Genomic DNA, 13057 nt, shown 5'->3' with positions numbered 1-13057 from the left:
GCTGGCCTGAGCCGACTCACTCGCCGGTCTGGCCGTCGATCGCCTCGCGGAGGAGGTCCGCGTGGCCGTTGTGCCGCGCGTACTCCTCGATCATGTGCAGCAGCACGTAGCGGAGGGTGAAGTGCTCGCCGGCCCGGTTCGTCCGGGCCGACTGGTAGTCGAGCCCGCCGTCCCGGAGCGCCATCTCTGTGGCGCGTCGCGACGCCTCGATTGCCTCGTCCAACATGCGACGCAGGGTGTCAGGGTCGTCGTGGACCGCCGAGGTGAACTCCCAGTCCGGGTCGGCGTCCCAGTCCACGGACGCCCACGGCTCGACCGGGTCGCCTCCGACGAGGCGGTAGGCGAACCACGAGTGCTCGACGAGGGACAAGTGCTTGAGCAGCCCGGCCAGGGTGAGGCTCGAGGCTGCGGTTGTCTGTGCGAGCTGTTGCTGGTCGAGGCCGTCAGCCTTGAGGCGGAGGGTGTCACGGTGGAAGTCCAGAAAGGCCATCAGGCTGGTCGCCTCGTCTGCGGTTTGCGGCGGGTCGACTCGTTCGATCGTCATGGCTGGGACGGTAACGGCCCGGCAGGTGCCCAGCGACTGGATATTTCCTGCGGGGCCGGCCCAGTCTGCGCACACTGGGTGGGTGCCAACCTCCAGCCAGATGATCGCGTTCCTCGTCGCGTCGATCCTCTTCATTCAGGTGCCTGGCCCGAGCCTGCTCTTCACCATCGGACGGGCCTTGACGGTCGGGCGCCGGGAAGCCCTGCTCTCCGTCGTCGGCAATGGGCTGGGAATCACGACCCAGGTGATTTTCGTCGCGCTGGGACTCGGCGCCGTGGTGGCGGCGAGCGCGACCGCGTACTCCGTCATCAAGGTGGCGGGTGCCGCCTACGTCCTCTGGCTCGGAATCCAGGCGATCCGTCACCGGGCCCGGGCCCGCGAGGCCCTGGAGGCGCAGGTGTCGGGCAAGCGCGGCCACGCCCTGCGCATCGGCTTCGTCGTCGGCGTGACCAACCCGAAGACGATCCTGTTCTTCGTCGCCTTCCTGCCACAGTTCACCAACGCCGCGGCAGGCCACGTGGGGGTGCAGATGGCCGTGCTCGGCGTCATCTTCGGTGCGATGGCAATCTGCTCCGACAGCATCTGGGCCCTGGTCGCGAGCCGGGCCCGGGACTGGATGGCGCGCAAGCCCCAGCGCCTCGACCGGCTCGGGATCGCGGGTGGCTCGATGATGGTCGGGCTCGGCGTGACGATGCTGGCGCGCGAGTAGCTCGCTCGGCCCACTGGTTACCCGGGCGCCGACGGACTGGTCCTCTGACGTACTGGCCCCCTGACCCACCTCGCGAATCAGTGCGTGGTGATTCAGTGACGCACTGATCCGCCAGGCGAGTCAGTGGGTGGTAATTCGGTGACGCACTGATTCGCCAGACGAGTCAGTGCGTGGTCATTCAGTCACGCACTGATCCGCCAGACGAATCAGTGGGCCAGGCGTCGAGGGGGCCGAACGTGAAGCCGTGGCTGGCCGACTCGCGGGACTCGCGCGCCAGCGGATCCTCGCCGAAGCCGTCAGCCAGCGCTGCGGCGACGTCGAGGAAGGCACGACGCGTCTTGCGGTGCAGACCCGAGAGCGTGGTGCGCCCGCCGCCCTCGAGAGTCTTGTCCCACGGCACCGAGACGACCTGTCGACAACGGGCCTCGAAGTGCTTGCGGGCGAACTGGACGATCGGGTCGCTCTCCCGCTCGATCCCGTTGATGACGACCACGGCGGAAGCGACGAGGTCCGTGTGGCCGTGCTCCTCGAGCCAGTCGAGCGTCTGGGCGCCGGCCTTCGCGCCGTCCAACGCAGGCCGGACGACGAGGACGAGCTGGTCGGCCTCGGTGATCAGGCCCTGGTTGGCGCTGTCGAGGATGCCGGTGCCGGTGTCGAGCAGGATGAGGTTGTAGAAGTGGTCGAGGAGGGCGACGACCTGCCGGTAGGCATCCCGGTCGAGGGCCTGGGCGATCCGGGCGTCGTCGTCGGAGGCGAGGACCTCGAGGCGCGACTCGACACACTGGGACGTGTAGCCCCGCATGTGGGCGAACGACCGGATGCGGCCGGAGTCCGCCAGCAGGTCCGTGATGGTGCGCTGACAGTCCCCCGCGATCCGGTGGGCCAGGTTGCCGGCGTCCGGGTTGGCGTCGACGGCCACGACCCGGTCTCCGCGCGCCGAGGCGAAGGTGGCACCGACGCCGACGGTCACCGTCGTCTTGCCGACGCCGCCCTTGCGGCTCATCACGACGATGCGGCGAGTGCCGTCGAACGGCGTCCGGACCCGGTTCATCAACTGGTTGCGGCGCAGTTCGCCGAGCCCCGGCGGCGGTCGGAGCCGACCACCGGTCAGCTCGACGAGCAGGTGCCGCCAGCCAGAGCGTGCGGCCTGACCCCGCCGGCCCAGGACCGCCGACTCACTGAAATCGGACGCCTGCGGCCCGAGCGGGGGCTCGAGCAGGTCATCCAGCGTCGCCTCGCCCGGAGCCGCACCGGCCTTCTCGTCGGCGGCCTTGCCGCTCACCGGCTCGGCCTCGGAGGGTTCGTTGTGGACGGTCTGAGGTTCCATCATTGGCCCTTCATGAGTGACCAGCTGCGCCCGGCCTGGCGCTTCAGTGCCAATTCAACCGTGCCGGTATGCAACTGGGCACCCGGGGCGGCAATTTTCCGCCCACGGCATGTCGCATGCCTCGCAGAACACACAGCAATCTTCGTTGGAATCGCCGGAATCCTTTGGTTGACTCGATCCATGCCCACCCGCGTGACGGTCGATCCCCTCGAAGGATCCGTCGCGACAGCGGCCCGGAACTTCGCAGCACTGCCGCCGGACCGGCCCGTCCGACTGGCGAAGCGGACCTCGAACCTGTTCCGCCACGGCGCCGCCCGCAACGGCACGCGGGAAGGGCTCGACCTCTCGGCCTTCCGCGGTGTCTTCGACATCGACGCCGCGGCACGGACCGCACGAGTCGGCGGGCTGACGACCTATGAGGAGCTCGTGGACGCCCTGCTACCAAGTGGATTCGTCCCGCTCGTCGTCCCACAGCTGCGCACGATCACCATCGGCGGTGCCGTCACCGGCCTGGGCATCGAGGCCTCCTCCTTCCGCAACGGACTGCCGCACGAGTCGGTCCGGGAGCTGCGCATCCTCACCGGTGGCGCGGACGGCCGAGGGGAGGTCGTCACCGCCACCGCGGACAACGAGCAGGCGGAGCTGTTCCGCACCTTCCCCAACTCATACGGCTCGCTCGGCTACGTCCTCGACCTCGTCATCGAGCTCGAGCCCGCCTCCCCCTACGTGGCGCTCCGTCATGTCCGCTTCGACGGCGTCGGCGCCCTGGCTGACGCCATCGGCGTCGTCATGCGGACGATGGCCTGGGACGGGCACCGCGTGGACTTCGTCGACGGCGTCGTCTTCGGACCGCGGGAGTCCTACCTGACCCTGGCCCACTGGACCGACGAGGTCGAGGGCCAGCCCACCCCGAGCGACTACACCGGCGCTCAGGTCTACTACCGCTCGATCCAGGAGCGCCGCACCGACGTGCTCACCGCGCACGACTACCTGTGGCGGTGGGACACCGACTGGTTCTGGTGCTCACGAGCCTTCGGTGCCCAGCACCCGGTGATCCGGCGACTCTGGCCCAAGGACAAGCTCCGCAGCGACGTGTACTGGAGGATCGTCGCCTTCGAGCAGCGCCACGGCGTCATGGCGGCCATCGACGCCAGGCGGGGCCGGCTCCCCCGCGAGCGCGTCATCCAGGACGTGGAGATTCCCCTCGACCGCACGGCCGAGTTCCTCACCTGGTTCTTGGACAACGTCCCCATCGAGCCGGTCTGGGTCTGCCCGATCCAGCTGCGAAGGCAACCCGGGAGCGGGAGCGAGCTCAGCGGCATACGGGCGACTGACGATGACCAAGCCGACCAGGGAAGGCCGCCGTGGCCGCTCTACCCCATGCACCCTGACGTCCCCTACGTCAACGTCGGCTTCTGGTCGTCGGTCGAGGTCGAGCCCGGCAGGCAGCACGGTGACGTCAACCGGGCGATCGAGGCCAAGGTGACCGAGCTGGGTGGCCACAAGTCGCTCTACTCCGACGCCTACTACGACGAGGCGACCTTCGCGCGGCTCTACGGCGGTGCGGCGATCGCGGCGGCGAAGCGGCACTACGACCCGCAGGGACGATTCCCAACCCTCTATGAGAAGGCGGTGCAAGCGCGATGACGATCTCGGTTGGCCAGGCATTCGAGCGCCTCCTGGGGGACGACGCGCCGGTGCGCGTCGTCGCATGGGACGGGTCGACGGGCGGCGCCACGGACGGCGTCACGGTCCGGCTGCACTCGCCGCGAGCGCTCAACTACCTCCTGACGGCACCGGGCGATCTCGGCCTGGCGCGCGCCTACCTCAAGGACGAGCTGAGCATCGACGGGATGGACGAGGGCGACCCCTACGAGGTGCTCAAACACCTCAGGGCAGCGGCCCTCTCACCGCGCCGCCCCTCGCTGCGCGATGTGCCAGAGCTCGTCCGGATCGTGCGGTCCTCAGGTGTCCACGTGCCCGAGCTGCCTCCCCAGGAGACACCGGGCCAGCTGCGGCGGCTCGCCCACGGGCTGCGGCACGGGAGGCAGCGGGACGCGGACGCGATCCACCACCACTACGACGTCGGGAACGAGTTCTACGAGCACGTGCTCGGGCCGTCGATGACATACACGTGCGCCGTCTTCGAGACACCAGAGACCACGCTCGAGGACGCGCAGGCCGCCAAGTACGACCTCGTCGCGCGCAAGCTCGACCTGCAGCCGGGCATGCGGCTGCTCGACGTCGGCTGCGGCTGGGGCGGCATGGTGCGGCACGCGGTCACGCACTACGGCGTGACGGCGCTCGGGGTGACGCTCTCGCGGGAGCAGGCGCAGTGGGCCCAGGAGGCGATCCGGCGCGACGGGCTGGAGGGGCGCGCGGAGGTGCGGCACGCCGACTACCGGGACGTGACCGAGCGGGGGTTCGACGCCGTCAGCTCGATCGGCCTGACGGAGCACATCGGGGTCAGGAACTACCCCGCGTACTTCCGGTTCCTGCGCTCGCGGCTGCGCGACGAGGGCCGGCTGCTCAACCACTGCATCACCCGGCCGGACAACCAGCACCCGGGGCTGCCGACGCGCGGCTTCATCAACCGCTACGTCTTCCCCGACGGCGAGCTGACTGGCTCAGGCGACATCGTGCGGGTCATGGAGAATGAGGGCCTCGAGGTCAAGCACCACGAGAACCTCCGCGAGCACTACGCCCTGACGCTCGCCGGCTGGTGCGCGAACCTCTCCAAGAACTGGGACGACTGCGTGGCCCTGGCCGGTCTCGGGCGGGCTCGGGTCTGGGGGCTCTACATGGCCGGGTCGCGCCTCGGTTTCGAGGACAACGGGATCCAGCTGCACCAGGTGCTGGCAACGCGGACCAGTGACGCCGGGGCGGCTGGGTATCCGTTGCGGCCGCAGTTCACGTGAGCAGGTCTCAGTCGGACCCGCCGAGGTCCACGCTGTAGGCCTCGTAGACGAGGTCACCGCCGGCCTGCCGGTGCCGGACGAGGCAACCGACCAGCGCGGTCAGCTCCTCGCGGAAGGCCGGCAGGTCCGCGAGCTGGCCGCCATGCTCGAGTATCGCGAGATACCCATGGATCTGCTCCCGGTACTCGCGGTGCTCGCGGAGCAGTCGCCTGATCGCACCACCCAGTCGGGGAGCACTCCGCTTGGCACGGTCGTAGATCCCGCCGGGGCTCTCCGTGAGGTCGATGTGGTCGTCGAAGTCGTGGGCCAGCTCGGCTAGCGCCGCACGGACCCGTTCGCGCCAGGCACCGCCTCGGGCGATGGGCGACTCGAGCGCGAGATCGACCGCGGCGACCGACTCGCGCAGCTCGGCGCGGTGCGCCCGGACCCGTTCGATGTGCTCGGCGAACCCTCCGTTGGTCGGGGCCGTGTCGGGTGAGGTCGCTTCAGGCGGTGCGGACTCAGGCGGAGCCGACTCAGCTGGGGCTGACGCGGCGGGGACCATCGTGGTGTCTGCGCTGGCATCCATGGTGACCTCCTCCGGGTGCCTTCAATGGTCGCCCGGCAGTGGCCCGCAGTCCACCCCTGGGACCGACTTCTCCGGCTCCGGCTGACTCAGGCCAGTGACAGGAAGAGCTTCTCCATCTCGTCCACGTCCATCTCCTCGCCGTCCGGGTTGGTGAGGCACTCCTTGAGGCCCGTCGCGATGACCGCGAAACCGGCCCGGTCGACAGCCTTCGAGACCGCGGCGAGCTGGGTGACGATCTCGCGGCAGTCCCGCTCCTCCTCGATCATCTTGACGATGCCACCGAGCTGCCCGCGGGCCCGGTTGAGGCGACGGATCACCGACTGCATCTCCGCAGCGTCGAGCTCCACGGTTACCTCCTGTGCATTGACGCGTGTCTTTGTGTCCAACGATACCCCACCGGGTATCGCCGGGCATCAGGCAGGGCGCGGCGCGTACATGATGAGACCCACCCCGACGAGGCACACCGCCGCCCCGATGACGTCCCAGCGGTCTGGCCGGAAGCCATCGAGCACCATGCCCCACACCAGCGATCCCGCGACGAAGACGCCGCCGTACGCCGCGAGGATCCGGCCGAAGTGCGCGTCGGGCTGCAACGTCGCGACGAAGCCGTAGAGCCCGAGTGCAACGACCCCGGCGCCGATCCACAGCCAGCCGCGATGCCCACGGACCCCTTGCCAGATGAGCCAGGCCCCACCGATCTCGGCGAGGGCGGCGAGGATGAAGAGCAGGATCGAGCGTGCGACCGTCACGCGGCCAGCCTGTCAGATCAGGGTGGTGGCCGAGTCATCCCCGAGTGGCCAGGACGCAGAACTCATTGCCATCCGGGTCGGCCATCACGACCCAGCTGACGTCGCCCTGCCCGCTGTCGATCCGTTTCGCTCCCAAGGAGATGAGGCGTTCCACCTCCGCTCGCTGATCGGTGTCAGTCGCGGGAACGAGGTCGAAGTGCTGCCGGCTCTTCGCGGGCCTGGGCATCAAGGGCGGGCCGCTCCACGTGATCTTGGCACCGCCCTGCGGGGACTGGATGGCGGTCTCCTCGTCCTGGTCCCAGACCAGCGGCCAGCCGAGCGCCTGGCTCCAGAAGTACCCGACCTCTCGAGTTCCGTCGCAGTTGACCGCCCCGAGGAACCCGCAGCCGGCGAGGAACCCGTTGCCGGCCTCGATGACGCAGAACTCGTTGCCCTCCGGATCGGCGAGCACCACGTGATCCGCATCGGGTCCTTGGCCGATGTCGATGTGCCTCGCCCCCGCGTCGAGCGCCCGTGCAACCGTCGCGTCCTGCTCGGCCTTGGTCTCGCTCGTCAGGTCGAAGTGGATCCGGTTCTGGAGTGACTTTGCCTCGCGGGTGGGAGCGAACCGCAGCCTGAACCCGGAGCCCGCGGGCGGTGCGAGGGTGACGGCGCCGTGGGGGCGCTCGGGATCATCGTCAGCTGGCTCCCAGCCGAGGACTCCTGCCCAGAACCGGGCCACGAGCTCGGGGTCGATGGCGTCGAAGCAGACGCTGTGGAGATCGAGTGCCATGGCCCCAGTCTGGCCCTGATCCCATCAAGGACACCGCTTGCGACCGGGGTCGTTCCCGGAGAAGGTGGTCGGCATGGACGTGACGGGGCTGAGCTTCGAGGGACATGCGGGAGAGATCGTCGGGCGACGGTGGAGCGGCGGTTCTCCTGCGGAGCCTGAGTACGTGGCGCTGCTCGTCCACGGCTACGGCGAGCACTCCGGCCGGTACGAGCACGTCGCGGCCCGGCTGGTTGACGATGGGGCCGTCGTCTACGCGATCGACCACGTCGGGCACGGTGGGAGCGCCGGCGAACGCGTCCTCATCACCAGCTTCCAGGAGGTGGAGGAGGACGTCCACCTGCTGGAAGCGCACGCCCGCGAGGAGTACCCGACGCTGCCGGTCGTGCTCGTCGGCCACTCGATGGGCGGTCTCATCGGCGCCCGATACGCACAGCGCTGGGGTGATGGACTGGCCGCGATCGTCCTGTCTGCCCCCGTCCTCGGGCGGTGGCGTGCGGCCGAGGCCCTGCTTGCGGCGGACGAGATCCCGGACGCGCCGATCGACCCCTCGACCCTGAGCCGGGACCCCTCGGTCGGCGAAGCCTACGTCGCCGACCCGCTCGTCTGGCACGGCCCGTTCAAGCGAGCGACGCTCGAGGCGATCCAGGAGGCGTTGGCGGTGATTCGTTTCGCCGGCGCCGTGGACGATCCCATCCTGTGGTTGCACGGCGAGGACGACCAGCTCGTGCCGATGCCCGACACCAAGTGGGGCTGGGAGTCGCTGGCCGGAAGGCGTGCCTCCTCGACGTCGTATCCGGGTGCGCGGCACGAGATCTTCAACGAGACGAACCAGGACGAGGTCCTCGACGACGTCATCGCGTTCATCCGGGCGAACCTCCCAGTGCGGGGCACCAGGTGAGCAGAGCGGCGACCCTCAGGTCCGCCTGAGCATCACGACGGTGTCGAGCGCCTCGCGCGGGCCGTCCTCCGTGTCGAAGGGGCGGACTCGGATGTCCGCGTGCTCAACCGCGACGGGCAGCCCGTCCACGGCGTCCACCACCTCGTCGGGGTCGTAGAGCACCTCGCGCGCGCTCGGGCCGCCCCAGCCTTCGGTCAGGTTGCGCGCGGAGTGCCCGATGACGAGGACGTGGCCACCCGGCCGAACGGCCTCGACGCCGTTGCGCAGGGCCACCTTCCACTCGGCGGGTGGCAGCTGGAGGTAGGAGAACAACGCGAGGTCGTATGCCGCTGGGCCGCCTGGCGCTGCCACCGTGGCGTCCCCGACCAGTGGGGACAGGCGGGCCGCCTCCCTGCCGAGCAGCTCCGCCGCCCGGGCTCGCATCCGCTCGACGGCGACATTCGAGTAGTCGGTGGCGGTGACCGTCCAGCCCTGTTGGGCGAGCCAGATCGCGTTGCGTCCCTCGCCGGCGGCAATGTCGATGGCGGAACCCGGCGTCAGCGGCGAGATCAGTTCCGCCACAAAACGGTTGGGCTCGGCCGACCAGACGAGATCCGTCGCGGAGTAGCGCTCGTCCCAGTCCTTGGCGTCCATCTGTCGTCTCCTCAGTCGGGGATGATCCGCGGTCCTCCGCCCGTCCATTCTGCGACGAGTCCTCGGGCCGGCGGTGGTCGCGTCTGTTGGATCACGGCTCTGCGCTTGCGGGGCGCCGGCCGCGTAGCGTGGAAGGTGGAGGAAGAGGGGGGTTGAACCATGAAGACACTCATCGTCCACGAGTCGCTGTTCGGCAACACCAAGGCCGTTGCCGACGCCGTCAAGCGCGGGCTGTCGCGCGGCGGGGAGGGCGACGGGGTGCACGCGGTGCGCTCCGACGAGGCGCCCGACCTGATCCCGGAGGACGTCGGCCTGCTCATCGTGGGCGGGCCCACGCATGCGTTCAGCATGACCCGGGAGTCGACGCGGAAGGACGCCGAGACCAAGGGAGCGGAGGAGCACGTGCGGCTCGGCATTCGCGAGTGGATCGATGGCGTCGCGCCGCGGCCGGAGCTGCCTGTGGTCACCTTCGACACCCGGGTGAAGGTGAAGCTGCTGCCCGGCTCGGCGGCCAAGGCGGCGGCGAAGGCCCTGCGCGCTCGCGGGTTCCGGCGTGCGGAGCAGGGTGAGACGTTCTGGGTCGAGGACACGGACGGACCGCTCAAGGACGGCGAGCTGGCACGTGCTGAGGAATGGGGCCACGAGCTGGGCAGGCGCGCGGACCTGCACGCTGGGCCAGCCGCTCGTTGAGCCTCAGCTCGGCAGCGCGGCGAGCCAGCGGTCGACGTCTGCGACGAACCGGTCTGGGACCTCGAGCTGAGGCGTGTGTCCGACACCGGCCAACCACTCGGTCGTCCATTCGGGCTTCGCGGCCGCGATCCGACGTGCTGCCTCGATGGGGACGAGCCGGTCCTGCTCGCCATGGATGAGCAGGACTGGAGCCGAGATGCGGTGGATCAGCGCAGAGTACGTGCGGCCATGGCGTAGGACGGCGAGCAGCGACCTGGCCGCCCTGAGGAACTCGGCCTCGGAGTGCGCCAAGGTGTCCCGGTAGGTCAGGAGCGAGACCCCCGCCTCAAGAACCTCGACGTCGGCGCGCGAGTAGTCGGCGAAGCAGAGCTGGACCATGCCCCTGACCCGCTGGTCGGTGGAGTAGCGGCGACGCAGCCGGATGAGGAACTGCTCGCCCAGGACCGGTGTCGCGTAGAGCCCGAACTGGAGCGCGACCATCCGGTCGAGGTTCTTGACTCCACTCGGGACAGACGGGTCGACGAGGACGAGGCCGGCCACCAGGTCCGGCTCTGCGGCGGCGAGCAACAACGAGACCATGCCGCCCATGGAGTTGCCGACAAGGACACTCCGTTCACCGAGCTCCTCGCGGATGAACCGCCCGAGCAGTGCGGCGTTGGCCCTCACGCCTGTGTCCCGGCCGGCTCCCGGGGTCAACCCGAAGCCGGCAAGGTCGATGGCGACGACCCGGCGCTTCTCGGCGAGCGCCGGTGCCACCTGGACCCAGTTGAGGTGCGACCCGCCAAGTCCGTGAACGAGGACAAGGGGTGCCTGTGCGTCGGCTGCTGCCGTCGCGGGACCCCCGAAGTCGACCCAGTGCACCGGGCCGTCCAGGTCACTGGTCCGGCTGCGTCCACCCCAGCGTTCCGCCAGGGCGACCGGGGCCGACTCCGGCAGAGCGGTCATACGGGTCAATCTAACCCGTCTGGCCGTGTGACCGACTCGTTTCTACGACCCCAGGACGACGGCACCGCCGGAGGTCTGGACATCGACCGTCGCTGGACGCTGGTCGAGGTTGATGACCACGCCGCCCGACGCCTGGCCCGTGAGCGCGGAGCTCACCGACATCGTGGCCACCACACCACCACTGAGGTCGACTCGCGCCGTCGTGAGTTTCAGGCCACCGATCCGGAGCACGGCGCCGCCGCTCGCCTCGACCTGGAGGTCCTTGGCTTCTCCGGACAGGTCAAGGTGCGCGCCACCAGACAGGTTGAGCTTCAAGGACTGCGCCTTGAAACCGTCGCCGGATGCGCTGGCTCCGCCATGGAGCTCGATCCCGGTGAGCGTGGATGTCGTGACCTTGACCGAGATGCCATGCACCGTCGTGTAGCCCTGCGTGGTGGCGATCGTCAGGCGATCTCCCTCGACCTTTGTCGTGGTCAACGGCAGGAGGTTGGGTTGCGCCGTCACGACGATGCTCGTGGCCGACCCGGGAACGATCTCGACACCGATGCCGCCGCCGACGTCAATCTCGCTGAAGGACGGCAGCTCTCGTGTCTCCGAGGTCGGGTCGCCAGATCCGACCACCACGTTCCCGGGCAGATCTCCGGAGCAGGCCCCGAGGATGGCGACCACTCCCGCGATGAGCAGCCCCCACCCGCGGCCCATCCACCCAATCGAGTGAACAGCATTCGGGGCAGCGAGCACGCGGCGCGACCGGGCCGGACCGCTCGAAGATCTGATGTCCATGACTCGACCATGTGCCCCTGGCGCCGCCACGGGCAGGGCACAAGGTCCCGAAGGACGGACCCACATCACGATGTGGCAGCGCTCAGGGCGCTGTTGAGATGTCCTTCCTGCCGGTCTTCACCCTGCCCCCGACGACCCGCGGGGCGGACTTCGCAGCGGATGGCCGGCCGGCGCACGTTCACGTGCGCGGAGGAATCGGCGCCGACCCAGATAGGGTGAGCACGCTGGATTGACAGGCTGGCCGAAGGGCGAGCACCCGGAAATCGCCGCCCCGGCTCACGGAGGCACACGATGAAGGTGTACATCTCATCGACTTTTCGAGACCTGCAGAACTACCGCGAGAAGGCGTATCGACAGCTTCGCCGCCTGCGTCATGACGTGGTGTCGATGGAGGACGGTGTCGCTGCTCATCAGCGTCCACTGCATCAGTGCCTGGCAGACGTGGAGGCCTGCGATGTCTACGTGGGCCTGTTTGCGTGGCGCTATGGCTTCGTTCCAAGGGACGACAACCCGGAGGGGCTCGCCATCACCGAGCTCGAGTACCGGCATGCGCTGGCCCGCGGCAAGACGTGCCTCATCTTCCTCCTCGACGAGACCACGCCGTGGCCGCCTGGTTCCTTCGACTCACAGACGGGCGAGGGCAGCCACGGAACGAGCATCCACCGTCTCCGCCAGGAACTCGCCGAGCGGCATACGGTCATGTTCTTCACCAGCCCGGATGATCTCGCGAGCGCGCTCAGCGCGTCGCTGGTCCCGCTGCAGTTCTCGGCTCCTCCGCAACCGAAGCCGAGGCGGCAGGGCCGCGCCGGTGGCCCGGCGCGGAGGGCGAGCCGCCGGGAGGGCCACCCGAACCTCTGGAACCCGGGCGACATCGTCCGCGTGCGATTCCTCGACGGCTCGCCGCGGCAGCGGCTCCTCGTGGAGCGCATCGTCCCGATCTGGACCGCGTATGCCAACCTCCGTTTCGAGTTCGGGGCTGACCCGGAGGCGGAGTTGCGCGTGAGCTTCAACGACCAGGGAAACAGCTGGGCTTACGCCGGCACGGCGGCATTGGACGTGGCTCTAGACATGCCAACGATGAATCTCGGCACGGTCACCGACGACAGCGTCGCCACGGAAGCGGACTACATGGTCCTCCACGAGTTCGGGCACGTCCTCGGCCTCAACCATGAACACCAGAACCCGTCCGGCAACATCCCCTGGAACAAGAAGGCTGTCCGGGAGATGTTCACGGGACCACCCAACTTCTGGACCGAAGACGCGATTGAGCAGAATCTCTACCAAACGTGGGACCCTGCCCTCTACCCGCTGGCCAAGCCGTTCGACCGCGAGTCGGTCATGGCCTACGTATTCCCAGCTGCGCTGACGGGACCGGACCACGCGATGGGACAGAACCTGTCCCTTTCCCACATCGACAAGGACTTCGCTCAACGGCTTTATCCGTATTGAGCGGCCCACCGGATCCCCGGAAACGGACCCTGTCCCGCAATCAGCCACTGCGATCCAGGCCATTGACAATTT

15 protein-coding genes are annotated in these 13057 nt (G+C 69.0%); 6 read left to right on the top strand and 9 right to left on the bottom strand.

What is annotated here, in order from left to right; genetic code table 11:
• Nucleotides 1–16: 16 nt before the first annotated feature.
• Nucleotides 17–544: a DinB family protein gene (locus ABF401_RS05720; protein ID WP_353508571.1), complete on the bottom strand. Its 528-nt coding sequence runs from the start codon at nucleotides 542–544 to the stop codon at nucleotides 17–19.
• An 82-nt stretch (nucleotides 545–626) separates the two neighbouring features.
• Between ABF401_RS05720 and ABF401_RS05715 the strand changes: the two genes are divergently transcribed.
• Complete coding sequence (locus ABF401_RS05715) at nucleotides 627–1253, top strand: LysE family translocator (RefSeq protein WP_353508570.1); 627 nt, start codon at nucleotides 627–629, stop codon at nucleotides 1251–1253.
• A 178-nt stretch (nucleotides 1254–1431) separates the two neighbouring features.
• On the opposite strand, the gene ABF401_RS05710 is transcribed toward ABF401_RS05715, so the two are convergent.
• The gene (locus ABF401_RS05710; protein WP_353508569.1) at nucleotides 1432–2583 is read right to left on the bottom strand and encodes a MinD/ParA family ATP-binding protein; all 1152 of its coding nucleotides are present in this window, start codon (nucleotides 2581–2583) and stop codon (nucleotides 1432–1434) included.
• Between the two features lie 177 nt (nucleotides 2584–2760).
• Between ABF401_RS05710 and ABF401_RS05705 the strand changes: the two genes are divergently transcribed.
• Together ABF401_RS05705 and ABF401_RS05700 are read left to right on the top strand one after the other, a co-directional pair.
• Nucleotides 2761–4227, top strand: a complete 1467-nt coding sequence (locus tag ABF401_RS05705) for an FAD-binding oxidoreductase (RefSeq protein WP_353508568.1) — start codon at nucleotides 2761–2763, stop codon at nucleotides 4225–4227.
• Complete coding sequence (locus ABF401_RS05700; RefSeq protein WP_353508567.1) at nucleotides 4224–5498, top strand: class I SAM-dependent methyltransferase; 1275 nt, start codon at nucleotides 4224–4226, stop codon at nucleotides 5496–5498. The genes ABF401_RS05705 and ABF401_RS05700 overlap by 4 nt, the downstream gene beginning before the upstream one ends.
• 7 nt (nucleotides 5499–5505) lie before the next feature.
• On the opposite strand, the gene ABF401_RS05695 is transcribed toward ABF401_RS05700, so the two are convergent.
• The 4 genes from ABF401_RS05695 to ABF401_RS05680 all read right to left on the bottom strand — a co-directional run bounded on the left by ABF401_RS05695 (nucleotide 5506) and on the right by ABF401_RS05680 (nucleotide 7587).
• Complete coding sequence (locus tag ABF401_RS05695) at nucleotides 5506–6066, bottom strand: hypothetical protein (protein WP_353508566.1); 561 nt, start codon at nucleotides 6064–6066, stop codon at nucleotides 5506–5508.
• Between the two features lie 86 nt (nucleotides 6067–6152).
• Nucleotides 6153–6413, bottom strand: coding sequence for a metal-sensitive transcriptional regulator (locus tag ABF401_RS05690; RefSeq protein ID WP_353508565.1), 261 nt, complete (start codon nucleotides 6411–6413; stop codon nucleotides 6153–6155).
• A gap of 66 nt (nucleotides 6414–6479) precedes the next feature.
• A complete protein-coding gene (locus tag ABF401_RS05685) occupies nucleotides 6480–6815 on the bottom strand; it encodes a YnfA family protein (protein ID WP_353508564.1) in 336 nt (111 codons plus the stop codon).
• 34 nt (nucleotides 6816–6849) lie between these two features.
• Nucleotides 6850–7587 (bottom strand): VOC family protein, encoded by a 738-nt coding sequence (locus ABF401_RS05680; RefSeq protein WP_353508563.1) that lies wholly within the window; start codon nucleotides 7585–7587, stop codon nucleotides 6850–6852.
• Between the two features lie 73 nt (nucleotides 7588–7660).
• On the opposite strand from ABF401_RS05680, the gene ABF401_RS05675 reads away from it, so the two are divergent.
• Nucleotides 7661–8485, top strand: coding sequence for an alpha/beta hydrolase (locus ABF401_RS05675; protein ID WP_353508562.1), 825 nt, complete (start codon nucleotides 7661–7663; stop codon nucleotides 8483–8485).
• A gap of 15 nt (nucleotides 8486–8500) precedes the next feature.
• Here ABF401_RS05675 and ABF401_RS05670 read toward each other — a convergent pair whose 3' ends face one another.
• Nucleotides 8501–9118, bottom strand: a complete 618-nt coding sequence (locus tag ABF401_RS05670) for a class I SAM-dependent methyltransferase (RefSeq protein ID WP_353508561.1) — start codon at nucleotides 9116–9118, stop codon at nucleotides 8501–8503.
• 159 nt (nucleotides 9119–9277) lie between these two features.
• On the opposite strand from ABF401_RS05670, the gene ABF401_RS05665 reads away from it, so the two are divergent.
• Entirely contained in the window at nucleotides 9278–9808 is a 531-nt protein-coding gene (locus tag ABF401_RS05665; RefSeq protein ID WP_353508560.1) for a flavodoxin family protein, read from the top strand.
• A gap of 3 nt (nucleotides 9809–9811) precedes the next feature.
• Here ABF401_RS05665 and ABF401_RS05660 read toward each other — a convergent pair whose 3' ends face one another.
• A complete protein-coding gene (locus ABF401_RS05660) occupies nucleotides 9812–10753 on the bottom strand; it encodes an alpha/beta fold hydrolase (protein WP_353508559.1) in 942 nt (313 codons plus the stop codon).
• A 42-nt stretch (nucleotides 10754–10795) separates the two neighbouring features.
• Complete coding sequence (locus ABF401_RS05655; protein ID WP_353508558.1) at nucleotides 10796–11536, bottom strand: GIN domain-containing protein; 741 nt, start codon at nucleotides 11534–11536, stop codon at nucleotides 10796–10798.
• Between the two features lie 291 nt (nucleotides 11537–11827).
• Between ABF401_RS05655 and ABF401_RS05650 the strand changes: the two genes are divergently transcribed.
• Entirely contained in the window at nucleotides 11828–12985 is a 1158-nt protein-coding gene (locus tag ABF401_RS05650) for a DUF4062 domain-containing protein (protein ID WP_353508557.1), read from the top strand.
• Nucleotides 12986–13057 lie beyond the last annotated feature (72 nt).

The sequence above is a fragment of the Intrasporangium sp. genome, assembly GCF_040414665.1.
Lineage (GTDB): Bacteria > Actinomycetota > Actinomycetes > Actinomycetales > Dermatophilaceae > Intrasporangium.
The sequence above is the reverse complement of the archived record's forward strand: the minus strand, read 5'-3'. Positions and strand labels throughout refer to the sequence as shown.

What these genes read in the sequence shown, in the direction of transcription:
- ABF401_RS05680 (WP_353508563.1), bottom strand. Translation starts at nt 7,587, where the DNA reads ATGGCACTCGATCTCCACAGCGTCTGCTTCGACGCCATCGACCCCGAG.
- ABF401_RS05705 (WP_353508568.1), top strand. Translation starts at nt 2,761, where the DNA reads ATGCCCACCCGCGTGACGGTCGATCCCCTCGAAGGATCCGTCGCGACA.
- ABF401_RS05670 (WP_353508561.1), bottom strand. Translation starts at nt 9,118, where the DNA reads ATGGACGCCAAGGACTGGGACGAGCGCTACTCCGCGACGGATCTCGTC.
- ABF401_RS05675 (WP_353508562.1), top strand. Translation starts at nt 7,661, where the DNA reads ATGGACGTGACGGGGCTGAGCTTCGAGGGACATGCGGGAGAGATCGTC.
- ABF401_RS05665 (WP_353508560.1), top strand. Translation starts at nt 9,278, where the DNA reads ATGAAGACACTCATCGTCCACGAGTCGCTGTTCGGCAACACCAAGGCC.
- ABF401_RS05650 (WP_353508557.1), top strand. Translation starts at nt 11,828, where the DNA reads ATGAAGGTGTACATCTCATCGACTTTTCGAGACCTGCAGAACTACCGC.
- ABF401_RS05655 (WP_353508558.1), bottom strand. Translation starts at nt 11,536, where the DNA reads ATGGACATCAGATCTTCGAGCGGTCCGGCCCGGTCGCGCCGCGTGCTC.
- ABF401_RS05720 (WP_353508571.1), bottom strand. Translation starts at nt 544, where the DNA reads ATGACGATCGAACGAGTCGACCCGCCGCAAACCGCAGACGAGGCGACC.
- ABF401_RS05700 (WP_353508567.1), top strand. Translation starts at nt 4,224, where the DNA reads ATGACGATCTCGGTTGGCCAGGCATTCGAGCGCCTCCTGGGGGACGAC.
- ABF401_RS05710 (WP_353508569.1), bottom strand. Translation starts at nt 2,583, where the DNA reads ATGATGGAACCTCAGACCGTCCACAACGAACCCTCCGAGGCCGAGCCG.
- ABF401_RS05660 (WP_353508559.1), bottom strand. Translation starts at nt 10,753, where the DNA reads ATGACCGCTCTGCCGGAGTCGGCCCCGGTCGCCCTGGCGGAACGCTGG.
- ABF401_RS05695 (WP_353508566.1), bottom strand. Translation starts at nt 6,066, where the DNA reads ATGGATGCCAGCGCAGACACCACGATGGTCCCCGCCGCGTCAGCCCCA.